The 20,346-nt window shown below is 64.9% G+C and carries 20 protein-coding genes and 1 riboswitch; of the genes, 7 read left to right on the forward strand and 13 right to left on the reverse strand.

The genetic code is table 11. The annotated features are described in order from the left end of the window. Nucleotides 1-55: 55 nt before the first annotated feature. Both recB and recC read right to left on the reverse strand, forming a co-directional pair. Nucleotides 56-3,334: an exodeoxyribonuclease V subunit beta gene (recB, locus tag H7688_RS18320; RefSeq protein WP_183362661.1), complete on the reverse strand. Its 3,279-nt coding sequence runs from the start codon at nucleotides 3,332-3,334 to the stop codon at nucleotides 56-58. Continuing rightward, on the reverse strand, nucleotides 3,331-6,558 hold the full coding sequence (recC, locus tag H7688_RS18325; RefSeq protein WP_183362662.1) for an exodeoxyribonuclease V subunit gamma: 3,228 nt from the start codon (nucleotides 6,556-6,558) through the stop codon (nucleotides 3,331-3,333). Before recC ends, recB begins: the two co-directional genes overlap by 4 nt. 250 nt (nucleotides 6,559-6,808) lie before the next feature. Here recC and H7688_RS18330 point away from each other — a divergent pair, with 250 nt between their 5' ends. The 3 genes from H7688_RS18330 to H7688_RS18340 all read left to right on the forward strand — a co-directional run bounded on the left by H7688_RS18330 (nucleotide 6,809) and on the right by H7688_RS18340 (nucleotide 10,320). Further along, on the forward strand, nucleotides 6,809-7,849 hold the full coding sequence (locus tag H7688_RS18330) for a polysaccharide deacetylase family protein (RefSeq protein ID WP_246329879.1): 1,041 nt from the start codon (nucleotides 6,809-6,811) through the stop codon (nucleotides 7,847-7,849). Nucleotides 7,850-7,886: 37 nt separating this feature from the next. Beyond that, complete coding sequence (locus H7688_RS18335) at nucleotides 7,887-8,927, forward strand: endonuclease/exonuclease/phosphatase family protein (protein WP_183362663.1); 1,041 nt, start codon at nucleotides 7,887-7,889, stop codon at nucleotides 8,925-8,927. Nucleotides 8,928-9,099: 172 nt separating this feature from the next. Beyond that, on the forward strand, nucleotides 9,100-10,320 hold the full coding sequence (locus H7688_RS18340; protein ID WP_183362664.1) for an acetate kinase: 1,221 nt from the start codon (nucleotides 9,100-9,102) through the stop codon (nucleotides 10,318-10,320). Nucleotides 10,321-10,483: 163 nt separating this feature from the next. On the opposite strand, the gene metX is transcribed toward H7688_RS18340, so the two are convergent. The 4 genes from metX to H7688_RS18360 form a co-directional block, all read right to left on the reverse strand. After that, complete coding sequence (gene metX / locus H7688_RS18345) at nucleotides 10,484-11,587, reverse strand: homoserine O-acetyltransferase MetX (RefSeq protein WP_183362665.1); 1,104 nt, start codon at nucleotides 11,585-11,587, stop codon at nucleotides 10,484-10,486. Nucleotides 11,588-11,685: 98 nt separating this feature from the next. Next, nucleotides 11,686-11,786: riboswitch (SAM riboswitch) on the reverse strand. Nucleotides 11,787-11,862: 76 nt separating this feature from the next. Then, on the reverse strand, nucleotides 11,863-12,033 hold the full coding sequence (locus H7688_RS18350) for a hypothetical protein (protein WP_183362666.1): 171 nt from the start codon (nucleotides 12,031-12,033) through the stop codon (nucleotides 11,863-11,865). Then, nucleotides 12,030-12,893, reverse strand: coding sequence for an NAD(P)-dependent oxidoreductase (locus H7688_RS18355; protein ID WP_183362667.1), 864 nt, complete (start codon nucleotides 12,891-12,893; stop codon nucleotides 12,030-12,032). The genes H7688_RS18350 and H7688_RS18355 overlap by 4 nt, the downstream gene beginning before the upstream one ends. A gap of 85 nt (nucleotides 12,894-12,978) precedes the next feature. Continuing rightward, nucleotides 12,979-13,869 (reverse strand): TIGR02757 family protein, encoded by an 891-nt coding sequence (locus H7688_RS18360; protein WP_246329880.1) that lies wholly within the window; start codon nucleotides 13,867-13,869, stop codon nucleotides 12,979-12,981. A 62-nt stretch (nucleotides 13,870-13,931) separates the two neighbouring features. On the opposite strand from H7688_RS18360, the gene H7688_RS18365 reads away from it, so the two are divergent. Beyond that, nucleotides 13,932-14,303 (forward strand): pyridoxamine 5'-phosphate oxidase family protein, encoded by a 372-nt coding sequence (locus tag H7688_RS18365; protein WP_183362668.1) that lies wholly within the window; start codon nucleotides 13,932-13,934, stop codon nucleotides 14,301-14,303. Here H7688_RS18365 and dtd read toward each other — a convergent pair. The 5 genes from dtd to dapF form a co-directional block, all read right to left on the reverse strand. Then, on the reverse strand, nucleotides 14,296-14,751 hold the full coding sequence (gene dtd, locus H7688_RS18370) for a D-aminoacyl-tRNA deacylase (protein WP_183362669.1): 456 nt from the start codon (nucleotides 14,749-14,751) through the stop codon (nucleotides 14,296-14,298). The two genes, H7688_RS18365 and dtd, sit on opposite strands and share 8 nt — an antisense overlap. Further along, on the reverse strand, nucleotides 14,748-15,266 hold the full coding sequence (locus tag H7688_RS18375) for an O-acetyl-ADP-ribose deacetylase (RefSeq protein WP_183362670.1): 519 nt from the start codon (nucleotides 15,264-15,266) through the stop codon (nucleotides 14,748-14,750). The genes dtd and H7688_RS18375 overlap by 4 nt, the downstream gene beginning before the upstream one ends. 31 nt (nucleotides 15,267-15,297) lie before the next feature. Next, the gene (locus H7688_RS18380; protein ID WP_183362671.1) at nucleotides 15,298-16,149 is read right to left on the reverse strand and encodes a deoxyribonuclease IV; all 852 of its coding nucleotides are present in this window, start codon (nucleotides 16,147-16,149) and stop codon (nucleotides 15,298-15,300) included. Next, a complete protein-coding gene (locus tag H7688_RS18385; protein WP_183362672.1) occupies nucleotides 16,137-16,580 on the reverse strand; it encodes an HIT family protein in 444 nt (147 codons plus the stop codon). The genes H7688_RS18380 and H7688_RS18385 overlap by 13 nt, the downstream gene beginning before the upstream one ends. A gap of 105 nt (nucleotides 16,581-16,685) precedes the next feature. Continuing rightward, a complete protein-coding gene (gene dapF, locus H7688_RS18390) occupies nucleotides 16,686-17,522 on the reverse strand; it encodes a diaminopimelate epimerase (protein WP_183362673.1) in 837 nt (278 codons plus the stop codon). Nucleotides 17,523-17,655: 133 nt separating this feature from the next. Between dapF and H7688_RS18395 the strand changes: the two genes are divergently transcribed. The 3 genes from H7688_RS18395 (at nucleotide 17,656) to larE (ending at nucleotide 19,470) form a co-directional block, all read left to right on the forward strand. After that, a complete protein-coding gene (locus tag H7688_RS18395; protein WP_183362674.1) occupies nucleotides 17,656-17,865 on the forward strand; it encodes a hypothetical protein in 210 nt (69 codons plus the stop codon). A 107-nt stretch (nucleotides 17,866-17,972) separates the two neighbouring features. Further along, on the forward strand, nucleotides 17,973-18,431 hold the full coding sequence (locus tag H7688_RS18400) for an RrF2 family transcriptional regulator (RefSeq protein WP_183362675.1): 459 nt from the start codon (nucleotides 17,973-17,975) through the stop codon (nucleotides 18,429-18,431). A gap of 232 nt (nucleotides 18,432-18,663) precedes the next feature. Continuing rightward, the gene (gene larE / locus H7688_RS18405) at nucleotides 18,664-19,470 is read left to right on the forward strand and encodes an ATP-dependent sacrificial sulfur transferase LarE (protein ID WP_183362676.1); all 807 of its coding nucleotides are present in this window, start codon (nucleotides 18,664-18,666) and stop codon (nucleotides 19,468-19,470) included. A gap of 2 nt (nucleotides 19,471-19,472) precedes the next feature. On the opposite strand, the gene H7688_RS18410 is transcribed toward larE, so the two are convergent. Beyond that, nucleotides 19,473-19,910 (reverse strand): Hsp20/alpha crystallin family protein, encoded by a 438-nt coding sequence (locus H7688_RS18410; protein WP_183362677.1) that lies wholly within the window; start codon nucleotides 19,908-19,910, stop codon nucleotides 19,473-19,475. 96 nt (nucleotides 19,911-20,006) lie between these two features. Then, the gene (locus H7688_RS18415) at nucleotides 20,007-20,180 is read right to left on the reverse strand and encodes a hypothetical protein (protein ID WP_183362678.1); all 174 of its coding nucleotides are present in this window, start codon (nucleotides 20,178-20,180) and stop codon (nucleotides 20,007-20,009) included. Nucleotides 20,181-20,346: the final 166 nt, after the last annotated feature.

Here is a 20,346-nt window from a genome sequence, read left to right on the forward strand (position 1 = left end):
TCGATGTAAAATGTCCACGACTGGCTGCCTCACGTTCTCATCCCGGCCGGACTCGTCAGAACTCGAAGGAGGTCTGCACGGGCTTTACCGGTTGGGCGGGCTGCGCCTGGAACTCTGCCGGCCCGTGGTGCGCGCTTCCCAGGAGAGCCTCGGAGAGTTCCTCGATGAGGCGCTTGGGCGGGCGGTCGGCGAAAATGCCGTTGCCGCTGCCGTCCACCCCGCGCAGGAAGATGTAGAAGATGCCGCCGAAGTGCTCGTCGTAGTCGTAGCCCGGGACCCTCAGCCTCAGGTAGTTGTCGAGGGCCACGGTGTAGAGCAGGTACTGCAGCGCATAACAACTCTCCTCCATCTCGCGCCGCATCCCGGCCATGTTGTAGGCGCCCGGGTGGTTGCCGAGGTGGTTCGACTTCCAGTCCAGGATGTAGTAACGCCCCCCCTGCTCGATCACCAGGTCCATGAAGCCGCGTAGCATCCCCTCGAGGGGCGCAAAGGAGAGCCGGCTGAAGAGCCCGGCCAGGTCGACCGGGAAGCTGAGCCCGGTGCAGCGGGTGACTGCCTCGCGCAACCTCTCGGAGGTGACCCGCGCCAGCGGGAAGAAAAACTCCAACTCGCTCAGGCGCCGCTCGGCCCCGATGCTTTTCAGCGCGAAGCCGTCCTTGCCAAGCGGGGCGGAGAGCACGCTGCGCACCATGGAGCAGACCGCGCCGTGCCACTGGGCGTCGAAGTCGTGCTTGATGAGCTGCTCGCTCACCAGCTCCTCGAGCCCCTCCCGTTTCGTGAAATCGAGCACCTCGAAGATCTCGTGCAGGAAGATGCCGGCCTTGGCCCCCTTGGGAAAAGCGAAGATCCCGGTCGCCTCGCCGCCTGGCTCCAACTGCCCTTTGCTGCTCCCCTCGTCACGGTCCGGCAACTCCCCCGGGCCGTGGTGCTGGTGCTGGTGCGAGGCGAGCGAGGTGAAGCTCGCCACCCGCCACTCGCGCGCGATACTGCCGGCGAACTCCCTCACCTGAAACTGTGCGGCGATCTCAGGGGGCGCCTGGTAAGGGACCTGGTCCGGCTCAGGCATGGCGAGAATCTCGATCGCCCCTGCCGAGCGCTCGGCGAGCTGCTCTAGTTGGGCCAGGAGCGCCTGATCACTCAGGGTGACCTGGCCGCGGGACACCGGGGCCTCGGGGTGCAACAGGTAGCTGAGCGCGCTGTCGCCGGCGTCTTTGAAGGCGCCCCAGACGAGGTAGGTGCGGTGCTTGCCGCGGGTGAGCGCGACGTAAAGCAGGCGCAGGCTCTCGGCCAGGCTCTCGCGCCGGGCAAGCTCCTGGTGCTCGCTCAGCCGCTCGGAGCCGATGTCCAGCACCACGCTGCCGTCCTCGGTGTGGAACAAGGCGGCGGGATCTTTGCCGGAGTACTCGGCCCAGCAGAAGGGGAGAAAGACGATGGGGTACTCGAGACCCTTGCTCTTGTGGATGGTGACGATCTGCACCGCGGCCTCGTCGGTCTCCAGCCGGATCTCGTGCTCCTCGCGTTTGGGCTGCTCGGTGATGCGGCAGGAGAGCCAGGCGAGCACCCCTTCCATGCCGAGACGCCCCGAGATCTGGGCCTGGTGGATGGTTTCTACGAGGTGCAGCACGTTAGTGAGTCGACGCTCGCCAAGAGGGGCCGCCAGGAGCCGGGCGCGCACCTGGCGGCGCTCCAGGAAACGGAGCATCATGGCGAGGCAGCCGCTTTCGGCCCAGAGTTCGTGGTAGCCGCGGAACTCCTCGAGCACCTCCTCCCAGCCCCGCTCGTCCTCGCTCAGACGCGCGAGGTCGGAGCCGCTCACGCCGCTCAGGTCGGTGGCGAGCGCGCCGCGCAAGAGCGCTTCGTGGCCGGGTTCGGAGACTGCGGCCAGGACCGTCAGCAGTTCGCCGGCTTCCTCGGAGTCGAACAGGTTCCCCGCGGAGCAAAGGACGCTCGGGATGCCGCGCCGGGTCAGTGCCCGCTGCATGAGTTTTGCCTGGCGGTTGGCCCGCACCAGGACCGCGATGTCGCCGGGAACCACACGCCGCTCGCCGATCTTCAGGGTCCCCTCATCGCTTTGGCGCAAGAGCCGCGAGATCTCGGAGGCGACCGCCTCGGGAAGGAGTTCGCCTGCCTCCCCCTTGTTGATCGGCTTCCCCGGCTCGCGCCGCGGGGTGAACCAGAGCTTGAGGGGGGGCTCAAGGTCGCCGGCCACGGAGAGCAGGGAGAGCTGCCGGGGGGCTGCCTGCACCGGGCTGAAGGGGATCTCCTCGAAGAGGAAGGGGGCCTGGTGCGAGGCGAACAGGGTGTTCACGCCGCGGATCAGGCTCGGCTCGGAGCGCCAGTTCTCGATGAGGGTGTGGCGCTTCTCGGTCGCCTTGGCCGCCCCCATGTAGGCGAAGATGTCGGCGCCGCGGAAGCTGTAGATTGCCTGCTTCGGGTCGCCGATCAAGAAGAAGGGGGTGTCGGACTCGACCGGGAAGATGCTGTCGAAAATGGCGAACTGCACCGGGTCGGTGTCCTGGAACTCGTCGATGAGCGCCGCCTTGTAGCGCCCGCGGATCAGCCCGGGAAGGGGCGAGCCGGGACGGCAGACGGCGGCGTGCAGGTCGAGCAGGAGGTCGTCGAAGGAACGCACGTTTTTGAGACGCTTGCGGCCGGGGAGCTCGCTCGACAGGAAGTCGAAGAAGCCGCGCCGCAGGGCAAGGAGCCACTGCTGGGTGTCCCCGGCTGCCTGCGGGGGGGGCGGAATGACGCTCGCAAACGGGTCGGCGGCCAGGCGCCGCGCCAGGCTCAAGAGGGCGTCCGGCGAGAGACCGGCGTCGTGGGCGGCGGCGATGCGCTCCAGCGGCGCACCGTAGCAGTTGATGCGCCAGTAGTCCTGGGCGATCTCGGCGAGGAGGGCTGCCTGGTCGGTCAAGAGCTCGGTGTCGCACAACGAGCCGCTCTCGAAGGGGTTCTCCTGCAGGGTGCGCTGGCAGAAACCGTGGATGGTGAAGATGGCAGCCTCGTCGAAGCAGCGCAGGGCGTTGGCGAGCAGGCGGCGCGCTTGGGGGCGGTCCGCGCACCGCTCGAGGAGGCCGCCCAGGAGGGGATCGTCGGTCTCATTGGACTCGAAGGCGAGCTCGGCCTCTTTCAGGCGCTTGCGGATCCTCTCGCGCAGCTCTTTGGTCGCGGCCTCGGTGAAGGTGACCACCAGGATCTCGCCGACCGGCAGGCGCAGCTCCAGCACCAGGCGCAGGAAGACCCCGGCGATGGCGAAGGTCTTGCCAGTCCCCGCGCTCGCCTCGATCAGGTTGCGTCCGGCAAGCGGGGTGCCGATGAGGTCGAAGCGGTTCATGAGGCGCTCCCCCTCTTGGCCGGTGCCAGCTGCGCACCCAGGTAGGGGCCCCAGACCTGCAGGGCGAGTTCCATAAACTCGGCGTCGAGCGGGACCTGGTCCCCGAAAAAACGCCGGATGTGCCGGTCGCTCGCCTCGCCGGGAAAGAAGTCGCTGCCGTGCCACTTGCCGCGGGCGTCGGCCAGCGCCCGGGAGGCCTTCTTCGGGTCGCGGGACTTCTTGGCGTACTCAAGCGAGGTCTCCGGGAAAAAGTGCAGCGGCCGGGTCATCCCCTCTTGGTAAAGCGCGACCAGTCCGGCGAGGAGTTCAGTCGCCTCGGGGACGGGGGTGAGTTCGACCCTGGTGTCGGAGGCGAGGAAACAGGAGTGCTGCGGGTAGCCGTCGGCCCCCTGCGCGTTGAGCGCCAGGTGCTCGACCCACAGGCGCAGCTGGTCCTTGGGCTTTAACCTGGTGTAGCGGTAGATGACCAGCCGGTCGGAGCGCAGCGACCCCAGGCGACCGGTGAGCCGCACTTCACCCAGTTTCAGGTCGACGTCCAGCGGAGGGAGCGGGGTCTCCGCGGAGGCCTCGGCGACCGCGGCGGCAAACTCGACGGCGGGGCCGCTCAGGCTCTCGAAGAGCGCCTGGCCGCAGACGCCGGGTGGCAGGTCGCCCCGCCCGCAGGCGACCGCGAAGGGAAGTGCCGCCTCTTCCCCCTCCAAAAGTGCCGCGACGATCTCCTGCTCCAGCTGGTACTTCACCAGCGAGTTCAGGTTGAAGGGCTCCACCTCCTCCAGAGGTTCCATCCCCTCCTCGACCCGGATCCCCAGACGCCGGCGCAACAGCTCGCGGGCCGGGTTGCACAGGAAGTCGACGAGCCCCTTGATGGTGAGCTGCTCGCTCTCCGGCCAGGGGGTGAGTGGCTGCTCCAGAAAGGGGGGAAGGCTGCGCTGCGGGGCGCGCCGGACCAGGGCGCCGTGGAAGTTCTGCGCCGAGTAGCTGAAGAGCCCGGGGCTGCCGTCGAAGTAGCGCGGGCTGAAGGGCTGCAGCGGGTGGCGCTGGACGGCGCCGCAGGGGGTGCCGTCGGGGTGGCAGAAGGCGCGCGCCAGGTAGTCGGTAAGTTCACTCACCAGGACCGACGGGGGGAGCTCGCTGTTGTCCTTGATGCTCTGCCCGACGAAGCTTAGGTGCAGGTGGCTGCGCGCCGACAGGAGCGCCTCCAGGAACAGGTAGCGGTCTTCGTCGCGCGGCGAGCGGTCGCCGCGGCGCGGTGCCCCGGCGATCAGGTCGAAGCCGCGCGGCGGGTTGCGCCGCGGGAAGGCGCCGTCGTCCATCCCCAAAAGCGCCACGACCTTAAACGGGATGCTGCGCATCGGGAGCATGGCGCAGAAGGTGACCCCGCCGGTCAGGAAGCCAAAGCCGCGCTCGGCCTTTTCCAGGCGCCGGGAGAGCCAGTAGCGCACCACCTCGATGGAGAGCTCACCGGTAAAGGGACCGGCCTTCGCCTGCTCCCCGAGCTTCCCCACCAGTTCGGAGAGGGCCAGCAGTTCGCGCTCCCCGGTCTCGTCGACCTTCAGGAACTCGGACAAAAGCTCGCGCAGGGTCTCCACCCACTTCTCCGTGCCGCGCGGCCGGGCGAGGGCCCGGGTCATCCCGAAGAGCTTCTCGCAGAAGGTGATGAAACGCCCCAGTACCAGCGCCTCGGCCCCTTCCAGGTCGTCGAAGGGGAGGATCCCGTTGAAGAACCGGCGCCCCTCGCCGTCTAAGGCGTAGCCCAGAAGGAGCCGGTCCAGCCCGGCCTGCCAGGAGTTCTCGCCGAAGGGGGGGAGCCCCTGCTCGCCGCGCTGGGCGGCGTCGATGCCCCAGCGGATGTTGGCCGCGCGCAGCCACTCGCGCACGGTGTCGAGATCCTCGCCGGAGAGACCGAAACGGCGCGCCACCGGGGCCGCCTCCAGGATGTCCAGCACGGTCGAGACCCCGTAGCGCCCGCCGCAGAGCTTCAGGATGGCGAGCAGGGCCTGGGCCGCCTCCCCCTCGTTCATCAGGCTGCGGTCGGCGATGGAGTAGGGGATGCGCACCCGGTCGCTTTCGGGAGTGCCGAACACCGCGCCGATGTAGGGGGCGAAGCGCTCGATGTCCGGAGTCATCACCAGCACGTCGCGCGGCTCCAGGGCGGGATCGGATTCGAAGAGTGCCAGGAGGGTGTCGTAGAGCACCTCGACCTCGCGCAGCGGCGAGTGGCAGGAGTGCACCGCGAGGGAGAGGTCGCCTTGGGAGATCTCGCGCCTGCCGGCGCCCGGTTCCACCAGGTCGAGGATGTCGCGCTGCACCTGGTGCAACAGGGTCTCTTCCGGGATCTGCTCGAAGAGGTCGACGCGCTCGGGGTCGCCGCAGTCCTCGATGATCGCCTCGAAGAATTCGCGCCCCAGTTTCCCCCAGGAGGCGAGTAGCGGGTTGCCGGTCTCGTACCACTCACCCTCGGCGGCGCCGCGCTCTTCCAGGCGCGCCAGCTCGCGCTCGGAGACGATGTGTCCCCAGTACTCGCGGCAGGGGTTCAGAAGAAAGAGGTTCACCTCGGCGTGCCGGGCGACCCGGGCCAGCACCTCGAGGTGGAAGGGGGGGAGCGTCGGGATCCCGATGAGCGAGATGCGTGACAAGTGCGGCGAGGGGGCGGCGTTTCCCAGCTGGCGCAGCTTGGCCAGGAGCCGGGCCCGGTGCTGGTGTGGCTCGCCGGCCACCAGGGCGCGCCAGAGCTCTCCCTGCCACCCGCCGTCGACGCCCTCTTCCCAGGCGAGCACCAGCTCGGGGCGGTACACGCTGTAGCGGTCGAAGCTGTCGGCGATGCGCTCGGCGAGCTGCAGGCGCTTCAGGCCGCCGCGGTCGTCCGCCAGGTAGCTGCAGATCTCCTCGAACCCCGGCTCGGCGGCCTTGTGCTCCAAAAGCTCCAGAAGCTTCCAGGTCAGGACGTCGGGGGTAAAGGCGGGGGACTCGGCGGGGGACCCCGGGATGAGGTCCGCGAAGAGGGTCTCCACGATCTTGGTGGGGAAGGGGAACTCGCAGTTCGCCCAGACCCCGACCCGGCGCGCCAGTTCCATGGAAAGCCAGCGCTGCATCCCCTTGCTCTGCACCACGACGATCTCTTTGGTAAACGGCGTCGCCGGGGCCGGGCGCGGTTGGCGCACCACCCCCTCGAGCTGGTCCACCAAGAGCTCCATCCTGTTGCTGGTGTATATCTTCAGAGGCATCGGGATCCCTTGCTACGGGCGGGGTTTGCTGGCCGGCAGGCAGGATGCCTCCCGGATTAAAGAGCTAGAACGATAGCATATCGTCGCGTCCCTGTCTTGGGCAAAGTGTGCCCCCTGGCCGAGCGCGGAAGTGCGGTTGCAAAGGAGGCGGGATCCAGTATATTTTTGCATTGAATATTTCTAATTTTTAACAATCGCTTACAATTCAGCTGCGCCCGCCACATCGGGCCCGACGCATTTCGGAGCGACCATGAAACTCATCAGCGAAGAGGCCATTTCCCGCGCCTATTACAAGGTGAAGCCGCTGTTGTCACGCCGCATGCAGATCGCCATCCGGAGCCTGGTGGCCCGCCAGAAACGCAGACTCTACCGCGAGATCTGGCCGATCGACAAAGGCGCGGGGAGCGTCCCTGCGCAGTTCCTGGGGTGGCCCAACGGGAAGCGCTTCTCGGTGGTACTCACCCACGACGTCGACACGGCACGCGGGGTGACCCGGACCCGGCAGCTCATGGAACTTGAGCTGGAGATGGGCTTTCGCTCCTCGTTCAACTTCGTGGCCCGCGACTACCCTCTCCCTCCCGAACTGCGCAACCTCCTGGTGGAGCACGGTTTCGAGGTGGGGGTGCACGGCCTGGAGCACAACCGCAGCCTCTACGACTCGGCAACGGCCTTTGCCGAGCACGCCAAGGGGATCAACAGCTACCTGAAGGAGTGGGGGGCGGTAGGGTTCCGGTCCCCGTGCGTCTACCACAACTTCGAGTGGCTGCACGGGCTCAACATAAGCTACGACGCCTCCTCTTTCGACACCGATCCCTTCGAGCCGCAGTCCGACGGCGTGAGGAGCATCTTCCCGATCCTGCAGAAAGGCAAGTACCCGGCCAAGGGGTACGTTGAACTCCCGTACACGCTCCCCCAGGACTTCACCCTCTACATCCTGTTCGGCGAACGTAACATCGATATCTGGAAGAAGAAGCTCGAGTGGATCGCCGAGCGCGGCGGCATGGCCCTGGTGAACACCCACCCGGACTACATGTGCTTCGACGGTCGGCCCCGGTTCGACGAGTACCCGGTGGGGCTGTACCGTGACCTCTTGACGCACATCCAGGGGGAGTACCGCGGAGAGTACTGGCACCTCTTGCCGCACGAGATGGCCAGCTACTGGAACGTGATCTCGGGGGTGGCCGAGCTTTCTGCCGGAACCGATACCGTGATCCCCGCAGACGGCAACATCAACGTCGCCACGGCGGTCCCATCCTTGGGCGCCACATTGCTGGAGAAAGTGAAACTGTAAGGGGCCGCGCGCCCCTTTCCTCTGTGGAGAGACACTCTTGAAACTCCCCTGGCAGCTTGCTGCGACCTCCCTTTACCTCGTCGTTCTCGCCCTGATCACCCTCCTCAACTGGACCGGCGCCGACCGCTGGTGGTTCGGCGCCCTCAACCTCTACCTCCCCCAGGCCATGTGGGCGCTGCCCGGCCTGCTGCTCACCGTGCTGGCTTGGCGTGTGGAACGGCTCTGGGCGTTGCTGCCGCTCTGCTGCGTGCTCTGGGTGCTGGGGCCGCTCATGGGACTGCGCTGGTCGGCGCCGGCGGCCCAGGCCGCCCCGAACGCGGCTACTTTGCGGCTCATGACCTGGAACATCAAGTACGGCAGTTATCCGCTCGAGCCGCTTCTGGCGGAACTGGAGCGCAGCCGGCCCGACGTGGTCCTTTTCCAGGATGCCATCGGTGCACTCACCGGCCCTCTGGCGGGATACTTCCGGGACTGGCAGGTCTACTCCCACGGCCAGTTCGTCATCGCGAGCCGCTATCCCCTCTCGGACCTGGAGGTGCGCGAGCTGCCGCGGGCCGGAGAGGGGCAGGAGTACCTGCACTGCCGGCTGCACCTGGGGGGAAGCACGGTATCCCTGTACAACGTCCACTTCAAGACGCCGCGGCGCAGTCTGAACGAGTTTCGCACCGCCAGAAAGCGTCCCTGGTACCTCCCCCTGGCGATCGAAGCCTTGAGCCACAATGCCGAGACTCGGCAGCTGCAGGCAGCCGCGGTGGCCCGGGCCCTGAGCCGCGAGGCCGGGCCGGTTTTGGTGGCCGGCGACTTCAACGCTCCGGTTACCACGCGGGTGGTGGGGATGCTGGCCGAGCAGGGGCTGAAAGACGCCTTCGACGAGCGCGGTCGGGGCTACGGCTTCAGCTACGGCCAACTGCTCCTCAAGCACCGTCTCCCCTGGCTCAGGCTCTCCTTCATGCGTATCGACCACGTGATGTCGAGCCGCGGGTTCGTCACGCTGCGCTGCTGGACGGGGACCGGGATCGCCTCGGACCACCGGCCGGTACTGGCCGATCTGGCGCTGCAGCCTGCCCCTTCCCGGTAACCCACCGGGGTGACCCCCTTGCATTGTCGGAGCCGGCATGGTAGTTTGCCTCTTTTACCAGCTTCGGTAGTCCGGATCCCGCCCGTTCCCCCCCGCATTTACCTGCACCGGATATCTCAAGGGGTGGCTGACTGCCCGTTTGGCGCAGTCGCCCACGAATCGGAGTAGCAGCATGTTCATCCTTACCCTCAACTGCCGGAGATATTCCGTGCAGTACCAGCTTTTCGACTGGCGGCACCTGGTCTCCCTGGCGACCGGAAGCGTGGAACGCATCGTGGTCGGCGACTCCTTCATCACCCACGAGGTCCCGGGGCGGCTGCCCGAGCACCGTGAGCGGGATTGCCCGGACCACCTTAGCGCACTGAAGCTCGTCCTGGACACCCTGACCGACCCCAAGGTCGGCGTCCTTACCAGCGTCGCCAAGATCAAGGGGATCGGGCACCGCGTGGTGCACGGCGGTGAGAAGTTCACCCAGTCCGTGCTCATCGATCAAGAGGTGGTTGAGACCATCGAGGAGATGGCGAAGCTCGCCCCGCTGCACAACACGCCGAACTTGGCCGGGATCCGCGCCGCACAGGAGCTCTTGTCGGACGTCCCCCAGGTAGCCATCTTCGATACCGCCTTCCACCAGACCATGCCCGAAGAGGCCTACCTCTACCCGCTTCCCTACGAGTGGTACGAGAAACACGGCATCAGGCGCTACGGCTTTCACGGCCAGTCCCACCTCTACGCGGCGCGCCGGGGTGCGGCGCTCGCCGGGGTGGAGCAGGACCGGGCCAACCTGGTCACGATTCACACCGGTGACGGCGTCTCCCTGTGTGCCATCCGCAATGGCAAGTCGGTGGATACCAGCATGGGGCTCACCCCACTCGAGGGGGTCATGATGGGGACCCGCTGCGGCGATATCGATCCCGGCATCATCCCCTTCATGATGAACCAGGCCGGGGTCTCGGCACCCGAGATCGATCTCTTCATGAACCAGAAAAGCGGGGTTGCGGGGATCGTGGGGCGGCGGGTGAACCGGCGCATCGTGATGAACGAGGCCAACGATGGGGACGAGCGCTGCCGTCTGGCACTCGAGATGGAGTCCTACCGGCTGCGCAAGTACCTGGGTGCCTACATCGCGGTGACCGGCAAGCCGGACGCCATCGTGTTCACCTACGGTGACGGCTGGGCCGACTGGCCGGTGCGCGGCCTGGCGCTGGCCGGGATGGAGCAGTTCGGGATCAAGCTGGACACCGAGCGCGACCTCATGGCGCTCATGGGTGGGCAGGAGATGCTGGTCAGCGCGGACGACTCGCAGGTGAAGGTGTTTGTGCTCCCGACCGGCGAGGACATGGTGCTCAACGAGGACGTCGCGACGATCCTCGGCTGGAGGGATCTGCCGGCGTAAAGGGCTGGCTGCCGGCAACGCGGAGTTCCTCCCTCCCAAAGGGCGAGGGGATGTAGTTTGAAGACGGTCATGGAAAAGGGGCACCCCCGGTTGAGGGTGCCCCTTTTTTGCGTGGTGCTCCTGTGGTGGAGATGAGGTTTGTCCGGTCGCGCCGGTCTCCCTCCTAGAACTTCACCCTGGCGAAGAAGTCCTGCACCATCGGGGTGAAGGTCTCGTGCTCCAGGAGGAAGGCGTCGTGACCGTAGGCTGAGGTGATCAGGTGGTACTCCACCGGCTTGCCGAGCTTCTCGAGTGTCACGACCATCTCCTCGGTCTGGGCCGGAGGGTAGAGCCAGTCCGAGGTAAAGGCGAAAAACTGGATCGGGGCGCTGACCGGGGCGAAAGCCTCCTCCATCGATTCGCAGCCGCTGGCGACGTCGTAGAGGTCGAGGGCCTTGGCCAGGTACAGGAAGGAGTTGGCGTCGAAGCGGTCCACGAAGTTGTAGCCGTTGTAGGTGAGGTAGCGCTCCACCTCGAACTGGCCGAAGAAGTCGAACTGGCCGTCGCGGGCCGAGAAGCGTCGGTCGAACTTGGCCGTCATGGACTCGTCGGAGAGGAAGGTGATGTGCCCGATGCCGCGGGCCAGGGCGAGACCGTCCTTGGGGTTCTTGCGGTACTCCCCTTTTTTCCAGTTCGGGTCGTTGAAGATCGCCCAGCGGGCCACGGCGTTGAGCGAGATGGCCTGCGCCGAGGGGCGCGGCGTGCTGGCAAGCACCACGGCCGAGGCGACACGCTCGGGGAACTGGGTCGCCCACTCGAGCGCCTGCATCCCCCCCATGCTGCCCCCAAGGACGCAGAAGAGCCGCTCGATGCCGAGCCGGTCCATGAGCAGGGCCTGGGCGCGCACCATGTCGCGCACCGTGATGACCGGGAAGGAGAGGTTGTAGCGCTTGCCGGTCTTGGGGTTTGTCGAGGTGGGGCCGGTGGAGCCGAAACAGGAGCCGATCACGTTGGAGCAGATGACGAAGAAGCGATCGGTATCCAGAAGGCGCCCTGGGCCGACGATCTCGTCCCACCAGCCGGCGCGCTTTTCCTCCGGCGAGTAGCGGCCGGCCAGGTGGGCGCTGCCGGTCCAGGCGTGGGTTACCAGGATGGCGTTGGAACGCTCCTCGTTGAGCGTCCCGTAAGTCTCGTAGGCGATCTCGATCGGCCCGAGGATGCGGCCGCTTTCCAGGCGCAGTTCGGTATCAAAACGTACCAGCTGTTCGGTTACTAAGCCGTAGGACATATATCTCTCTTCGTCGCGGGTCGCGCCCTCTTAAAACAAAAAAGCCCCGTCTCACATGAGAGAAGGGGCTTTTGGGGTGTTAAACGTATCCAAGCACCTTCTCATCTTCGCCTTTCGGCAGGATTTAGCACCTGGCGTCCCACGGGGACCGGTTGCTGTGGCTTCAAAGGGCCTTTCCCTCCACCACTCTAGATAAGCAGGTCTTACTATTTAATTTTGAGGCAGAATAAGTCGAGCAGCCCCTCTTTGTCAACGGCAAAGTACTGTTCCAGCGGCTAGAGGTCCCTGCGGTACTTGACCAGCAGGTAGACGCAGACGATCCCGGCGGCTCCCATGAGGAGATCGCGCCACCAGGGGATCGGTTTCTCCAGAGTCGCGTAGATGACCGGGTCGAGCAGCGCGCTGGTGAGCAGCCCGACACCGCCACAGGTCAAAAGCCACTTCATGAGCTGATGGCCTGGAACACCGCGCTGAAATCCTCGTCGGAGAGTCCGAGGGCTCGGGCCTTTTTGAAGGACTCATTGGCGTTTGCGGCGGCGAAGAGCGGCTGTCCCAAGTCATCACCCAGCGCGATTGCGAGCCGCATATCCTTCTGCATGTGCTTCAAGGGGAAGGCGGGCGCGAAGTTCCCCTGGGCGATCTGGGCACCTTTCAGCTTGAACATCGGGTTCGCCAGGGCGCCGGAGTCGAGGACGTCGAGAAGCGAGCTGCTCCTGAGCCCCGCCTTGGTGGCGAGCGCCAGTCCTTCGCACAAGATGGTCATCATGCCGCCCATCACCATGTTGACGATGAGCTTCATGCGGGCGCCGTTGCCCAGTTCACCGAGGAAGAGGCATTTCTTCCCCATCTTCTCCAGGGCGGGGAGTGCCTCGTCGAAGAGTTCGCGCTCTCCGGCTGCCAGAATGATGAGCGTGCCGTCTTCTGCGGGCTTTTTGCTGCCGGAAACCGGCGCCTCGAGGAAGCGTCCCCCCTTGAAGGCGATTGCGGCGCCGATCTTCTGGGAGGTGGCCGCGTCGACGGTCGACATGTCCACGTAGCTGCGTCCGGCGCCGATCCCCTGCAGTGCGCCATCGGGCGCGAAGCAGACCGCCTCCGCGGCCGCCGGGTCGGCCAGCATGGCGAAGGTGATGGCACAGGAACCGGTAACCTCAGCCGGGGTGGCGGCGACCGTGGCGCCCAGCGCGGCGAGTTCGGCGCACTTTTCGGGTGAGCGGTTCCAGACGGTAACGGCGAAACCGGCCTTGAGCAGGTTTTTGGCCATGGGGGCTCCCATGATGCCCAGGCCTAAGAAGCCGAAGGTTTGCATTTGTTGTCCCTCCTCTTGTAGTGATGAACATCGGTCCGCTCGTCGGTTCGGACTGATCGATCTGAGTCAAGTGGTGCTAGCGCGGCTAGCTCTCGCCTTTCGGGCAAAGCTCGCTGATGGGGCACTTGAGGCAGGCGGTGAGGTCCTTGCCGTCGCACCCCTCGGAGATGCCGAGGTGGCACAGGGCAAAATCATACTTCACCGGGTCGGCCGGGTCCAGTTCCCGAAGCCGGGCGGTGATCTCGCGCGCCATGCGCCAGTCCGCCTGCTTGCGGCTGGTGAACCCCAGGAACCGGCAGATGCGCTGGATATGGGCGTCGACCGGAATAACCAGCTGCGCCGGGCTCAACCCCTGCCAAAGCCCCAGGTCGATGCCGTCGGCCGGGCGCACCATCCAGCGCAGGAACATGCAGAGCCTCTTGCAGGCGCTGCCGGAAGCGGGTGAGGGGAAGAAAAAGGGGAAGTAGGAATCGGCTGGTATGCCGTGGTCGCCGAACACCGGTGCATAGTCCAACCCCTTCAACGCCTCGGTCGCCCGGGAAAGCATTCCGGTCACGTCGGCCTCGGCGCTGTCCTGGAACTGCAGGAACCACCCCTCGACCGAGCCCGCCTCGCGCAGCATGGTCTGGCAGGCGAGCAGCAGCGCGCAGAGGTCGCGACCGTCGTTGAAGCGGTGCTTGAAACCGGAAAAGCGGCGCAACTCCCTCGTGGCCTGAAAGCCTTCCACGAAATGGCGCGGCTCGGGCCCCATGGCGGCGAAGATCCCCTCCAGACTGCGCAGGATGATCTTCACGTTGCCGTAGGCGAAGGCCGCCGCGACCAGTCCGACCACCTCCCGGTCCCGGGGATCCGGATAGCGGTGGCAGAAGGAGAGCGGGTCGTTGGCCAGGTGGGCCTGGGAACGACTGGCGTAGAGCCCATCGAGTATCGCTTTCAGCTCCACGGTCGGTTTCCTCTGGTTAAGCCAAGTGGACATTTGTCAAGCTCGCGATAGATTAACATAGGTAGTTTGAGCGCTGAAAGTAAAAAGGGGGCACCATGAAACTAGCTGAATTGTTTCCGGAAGGAGGACGTGGCATCATCGCGACCGCTAACACCCAGGGGGTGATAAACCAGGCGGTATTCGCCGTGCCGCACGTGATAAATGAAGAGACCCTGGCCTGGGGGTTCTCGGAGGGGCGCAGCCTCTTGAACCTGCGGGAGAACCCGCACGCGAGCTACCTGTACCTGGCGCCGACCCGCGGCTACAGCGGCTGGCGGCTATCCCTGACCATGAAGAAGGAGGAACAGGAGGGGGAGGTGCTGGAGAGCATTCGTGCGGGAGCCAGGAATGCGGCAGGACCGCAGGCGGGGGCCGCGCTACGGGCGGTGGTCTACTTCACGGTGGACGAGGTCCGTCCGCTTATGTGACCTTCTTGGCCGGTGACTCGAGTATGAAGGTCACCGGCCCGTCGTTCACCAGGGAAACCTCCATGTCGGCCTGGAAGATGCCGCTTTGCACCGGCACACCAAATTCCCACACCTTCCCCATGAAGTAGGTATAGAGGCGGTTCGCCTCCTCCGGATCGGCCGCCGTGTCGAAGGAGGGGCGCCGCCCCTTGCTGCAGTTGCCCGCCAGGGTGAACTGCGACACCGCCAGCATCTCCCCTTTGACATCCTTGAGCGCCAGGTTCATCTTCCCCGCCTCGTCGGCAAAGATCCTCAGGTTGACGATTTTCTCCGCCATCCAGTCGGCCTGTGCCAGGGTGTCGCCGATCTCGACGCCGAGGAGCACCAGGACGCCGGGGCCGATTTCCCCGGCAACCCGCCCCTCCACGCGCACCCGCGCTTCCGTTACCCGCTGGATCACCGCCTTCACGTCAGTACCTCCTGAGCCGCGTCCCGGTAGGCCCGTGTGGCCTCGTCCGAAAACGCGACGAAATAAACCTTATTAAGCTGGGGATTGTCGGCCAGGGCGCCCCGGGCTTCCTCCAGGGCGATGCGGCAGGCCTCGAGGAGCGGGTAGCGGTAGACCCCGGTGCTGATGGCGGGGAAAGCGATGCTGGAAAAACCGTGCTGCCGGGCGATATTGAAGCAGTTCCGGTAGCAGTTGCGCAAGAGCTCCGGCTCGCCCTGGTACCCGCCGTGCCAGACCGGGCCCACGGTGTGGATCACGTGCCGTGCCGGGAGCCGGTACCCCTTGGTGAGTTTGGCCTCGCCGGTGGGGCAGCCGTTCAAGGTGCGGCACTCTTCAAGAAGCTCGGGTCCCGCGGCCCGGTGGATGGCGCCGTCCACGCCGCCGCCACCCAAAAGGGAGCTGTTGGCTGCGTTAACGATGGCATCAACCGCAAGCCGGGTGATGTCCCCCGCTACGATCTCGATTCTTTCCCGCATGGATTCCCCCGTGGCGGCCGATCGATGCCGATCAGGTGCCGATCAGGCTGCGCAAGAGCTTCAGGTTGACCCGGTCCATCTCGTCGTCATCCCCCTTCGGGGTCTCCAGGAACTTCGGCACCGAGACGAAACGCTCGTCGTTCATAAGCAACCGGAAAGTCTCGAGCCCGAGCGCACCGGAACCGATGTGCTCGTGGCGGTCCACCTTGCAGCCGAGCCCCTTCTTGGAGTCGTTCAGGTGAAAGGCCTGCACGTTCTCAAGTCCCACCGCCTGGTCCAGTTCGTCGAAGCTGCGCAGGTAGCCGTCGCGCTCGGAGATGGGGTACCCCGCGGCGAAGGCATGGCAGGTGTCGATGCAGACGCCGAAGTGATCCTTGAAGGAGGTCCCTTCGATGATCGCCTTGAGATGTTCGAACCGGTAGCCGAGGTTGGTGCCCTGGCCCGCGGTGTTCTCCAGAAGGACCTTGCCGGTAAACTGGGGCACCTGGGGGAAGAGGTCGTCGAAGGCCTCGCAGATGCGCCGGATGCCGACCGCCTCGCCGTCCCCGTTGTGGGAACCGGGGTGCATGACGATCTTCCGGATCCCCAGGCGGGCGCAGCGCTCCATCTCCTCGCGGAAGGCGATGAGGCTCTTGTCGCGGGTCTCGCCGGGGGCGGCAGCCAGGTTGATCAGGTAGATGTCGTGGCTGACCACCTCGGTGATGCCGGTGGCAGCGAGCTTGTCCTGGAAGAGCTTGGCGTCGGCATCGGAGACCATCTTGCCGCGCCATTGGTTGGCGTTCTGGGTGAAGAGCTGGATCGCGTTGCAGGTAGCCGCGACCCCGCGCTCGGGGGCGTTGTAGATGCCGCCGGCGATCGATACGTGTGCGCCTAACAGGTCCACGGGAACTCCTTGTTCAGCTGGGCTTTGATCGCTGCGGCACGCTCCTGGTACTCCTGCGGGGTGAGCAGAAGCTCGGTGTGCGGCTCGCTCCAGTGCGGGCGGGGCCAGAGCGGATCGCTGGCAAAGCGCGGCACGATGTGCCAGTGCATATGAGGTGCCATGTTACCCAGCAATTCGTAGTTGATTTTATCCGGGGCAAAGAGGTTGTAAAGGACCTGCGCCACGGCCGTAACCTCCGCCATCACCTGGTTTCTGACCGCCTCGTCGAGGTGGAAGAGCTCGGTGACGTGGTCCTTGGCGTAGACGAAGCAGTAGCCTTTGAAGAACTGGTCACGGTTCAGGGAAACCTTGGTCTGGGTGAGTTCGATGACCCGCTGGTCGGGGTCGTCCTGCCACTTGGTGCAGATGGGGCAGTTGGGGACGGTGCTCACGGGGGCTCCTTGAAAAAACAAACCGGCTGCCCCGGAAGGGCCGGGGCAGCCGGTGTAGTGGAGAGTGCAGCGTGGAGACTATTCAGTCGGGATCGACGGCAACGACTAGATCGCGATCTCGCCGCTGAAGACTTCGACCGCGGGGCCGGTCATGTAGATGTTGCCGTCTTCGGCCCACTCCATCTCCAGGTCGCCGCCGGAGAGGTGGTTCAGGATCTTCTTGTCGGTGAGGCCGTTCAGGACGCAGGCGGCGGTTACCGCGCTGGAACCGGTGCCGCAGGCAAGGGTCTCGCCGGCGCCGCGCTCCCAGGTGCGCTGACGAACCTCGGTGCGCGAGATGATCTGCACGAACTCGACGTTGGTGCGACGCGGGAACAGCTCGTGGTTCTCGATGAGCGGACCGTACTTCTCCACCTGGAAGTTCTCGACGTCGTCCACGAAGATGACGCAGTGCGGGTTCCCCATGGAGGCGCAGGTGATGTTGAAGGTGGAGTGCAGGATGTTGAGCGGCACGTTGATCACCTTCTCTGCGGGGCTCCCCTGCATCGGAATCTCGGCGCGGGTCAGGCGCGGCGGTCCCATGTTGACGCGCACCTTGTCTACCTTGTTCTCGGCGTTGGCGAAGAGCTGCAGGGTGAGGATCCCGGCGCCGGTCTCGGCGGTGATCTCCTTCTTGGTCACGATGCCGTGGTCGTAGGCGTACTTGGCGACGCAGCGGATGCCGTTACCGCACATCTCGCTTTCCGAACCGTCCGAGTTGAACATGCGCATCCTGACGTCGGCCTGGTCGCTCGGCATGATGAGGATCAGGCCGTCCGAGCCGATGCCGAAGTTGCGGTTGGAAACCTTGACGGCCACCGCCGCCGGGTCGGCCACCTGCTCCTCGAAACAGTTCACGTACACGTAGTCGTTGCCAGCACCCTGCATCTTTGTGAATTTCATATGAAAAGCCCCCGATTGGTAGTATCTCTCTCTAATAACAAAATCCGCAGACGCCAACAAGAAAAAACCGGCGTCCTTGACCTTGCCACACCCTTTTCAGTAAGATCGGGAAAAAACGGCGAGCGGAGGGGAAATGGAAATCAAGAACAAGATCTGGATGAACGGCAGCCTGGAGTGGTACGCCTACCTGGGCAACGACGAGGTATTCCTGGGGGCGCGCGAGGTTCCCATGCCGCTCGAGGAGGGGGACACCTGGACCAACCAGTACGGCGACGTCTTCAAGGTGGTGGACGGTGAGATCGTGCGGCAGGGTAGGGTGGAGCCTCCCCAGCGTTATTGGTAAACCCTCAGAGAGTCATGTGGGATGAGCCGCACGGCCGTGTATATATTCTTGACATGATACCTGTGGTACTGTAGTCTCGCCTTAACTACCGAAGCGGGGGACTACCGATGAGACTCTCCACCAAGAGCCGTTACGGCCTTAGGGCACTTTTCGACATAGCGTACAACGCTGGAAGCCAGCCGGCACAGATCCAGGATATCTCGCGTCGCCAGGACATCTCGCCGCGCTACCTGGAGCAGATCTTTCAGGGGCTCAAGAAGCACGGCATCCTGAAGAGCAAGCGCGGCCCGCAGGGGGGGTACTGTCTGGCGAAGAGCCCGGAGGAGATCACCGTTCGTGCGGTGATCGAGGCGACCGAGGGGGACACCCTCCTGGTGGACTGCACCGGCCGCAAGAAGGGTGAGTGCACCTTCGACGGCAGCTGCGTGACCCAGACGGTCTGGGAGGAGTCCAACGCGAAGCTGAACGAGTTCTTCGAGTCGGTCACCCTGAAGACCCTCTGCGAGCGTGGCGAGTCGCTCGGCATCAAGCGCGAGCAGGACCACCGCTTCATGTACTTCATCTAGCAAAAGATTTCGGCACACCCGTGCCGGCACCTCGAGAAACTACCGGATCCCCATTGCCTAGCCGCCGTGGGGATCTGTTTTTTTCCGCAGCGCCACTTGACGGGACCGCCGCGAGCTGCCACCATCTTGCGGCCGCTTCCGGTGGCAGCGGAGCCCACGGGGAGAGGCACCTGGCGGAGCCAGTCCCCAGCCGCCGGAAGGTAAGCCACTAAAATTCAATCGGGAGGACCTGATGGAAACCCTGGATCAGAAATACCAAAATCTGCAGAACCTGCTGCGCGAGCTGGGCTCGGTGCTGGTCGCCTTTTCCGGCGGGGTCGATTCGACCTTCCTGCTCAAGGTCGCCCAGGATACGCTCGGTGCCGAGCGGGTGCTGGCACTTACCGCCACCTCGCCGACCTATCCCGAGTCGGAGCTCGAGGAGGCGAAGAACCTGGCGCTGCTGATCGGTGCCCGGCAGATCCTGGTGGAATCGAACGAGCTCGAGATCCCGGGTTTCAGCCACAACCCGAAAAACCGCTGCTACCACTGCAAACACGAGCTCTTCAGCCTGTGCCGCGCCAAGGCGGTCGAGGCGGGGCTTGCGGCCGTTCTCGATGGGAGCAACACCGACGACCTCGGCGATTTCCGCCCCGGACGCACCGCGGCCGGCGAGCTTGGGGTGCGCTCGCCCCTTTTGGAGTCGGGGCTCAGCAAGTCCGAGATCCGCGAGTTGAGTCGGCGCCTTGGGCTACCCACGGCAGAGAAGCAGGCCTACGCCTGCCTGGCGAGTCGGTTCCCCTACGGGACCGAGATCACCGAGGGGCGCCTGAACCAGGTGGAGCGTTGCGAGGAGTATCTGAAAAAAGAGGGGTTCACGGTGTACCGGGTGCGCTTTCACCAGGAGACCGCCCGGATCGAGCTCTCCGAACAGGAACTGCCGCGGCTCATCGATCCCGAGCTGCGCCGGCGCACCCTGGAGTTCTTCAAGGCGGCCGGCTTCACCTACGTGGCGCTCGACCTCCAGGGGTACCGCACCGGGAGCATGAACGAGTCGTAAGCCTAGAGTTCGACGGTGATGCCGGCGCTGTGACTCGACGTCTTGGGGATGGTGATGGTGAGGATGCCCAGGTTGCAGCTGATCGCGATCCCGTCGCGGTCCAGGTCGGGCGAGAGTGAGAAGGAGCGCTGGAACGGGCCGAAGTAGCGCTCGATACGGTGGAAGTTTTCGGTGAGGACCTCGGGGCGGTGGCGCCGCTCCCCCTTGATGGTGAGGGCGTTCTCCTCGACCCTGATCTCGAGGTCCTTCTGCTCCAGGTCGGGTACTTCGACCTTGATGGTGACCGTGGTGTCGTCCTCGTAGATGTCCGCCGGCGGGAGCCAGACCCCTTCGCGCAGTTCGTCGCCGACCTCGCGCGTCCAGGCCAGGTCCAAAAGCCGGTTCATCTTGTCCTGCATGGTGCGCAGCTCGTTCAGCGGGTTGTACTTGACGATCGCCATCGCTCACCTCCGGGGTTGCCTACTGTCTCAGAAATTAAAGGGGGAGGAGGTTGAATGTCAACCCCCTCCCCGATATTAACTGGGCGTCGCCGCCCCTTATATACGTTTTCCTTTTGGTACAGTGTGCTTGAGTTTCTTGGAGCCGTCGTAGAGATGTTGCTTGGTCAGTTCTCTCTGTGCTTTTAGATCTCTTCTTTCATAGTCGATTTCCAGGTTGAGTTCCGCTTCCTGCGCCAGTTTGTCAATTTTTACTTCTTCGCTCTGTACCATGCTGACTCCCCTTATAACCTGGTTGTTGACGTTGACGCGACTGTCTGCTGACCCTGCACACCCCCCTTTTTTGAGTTTCCCAAATCATAGCAGTTATGCCGGGTATTGCAACAACTTTCGCCTTGAAGGACGCGAGCTTATGGGCTACTATGGCTGCGGAAAAAAC

This window comes from Geomonas limicola, assembly GCF_014193675.1.
Classification (GTDB): Bacteria; Desulfobacterota; Desulfuromonadia; order Geobacterales; family Geobacteraceae; genus Geomonas; species Geomonas limicola.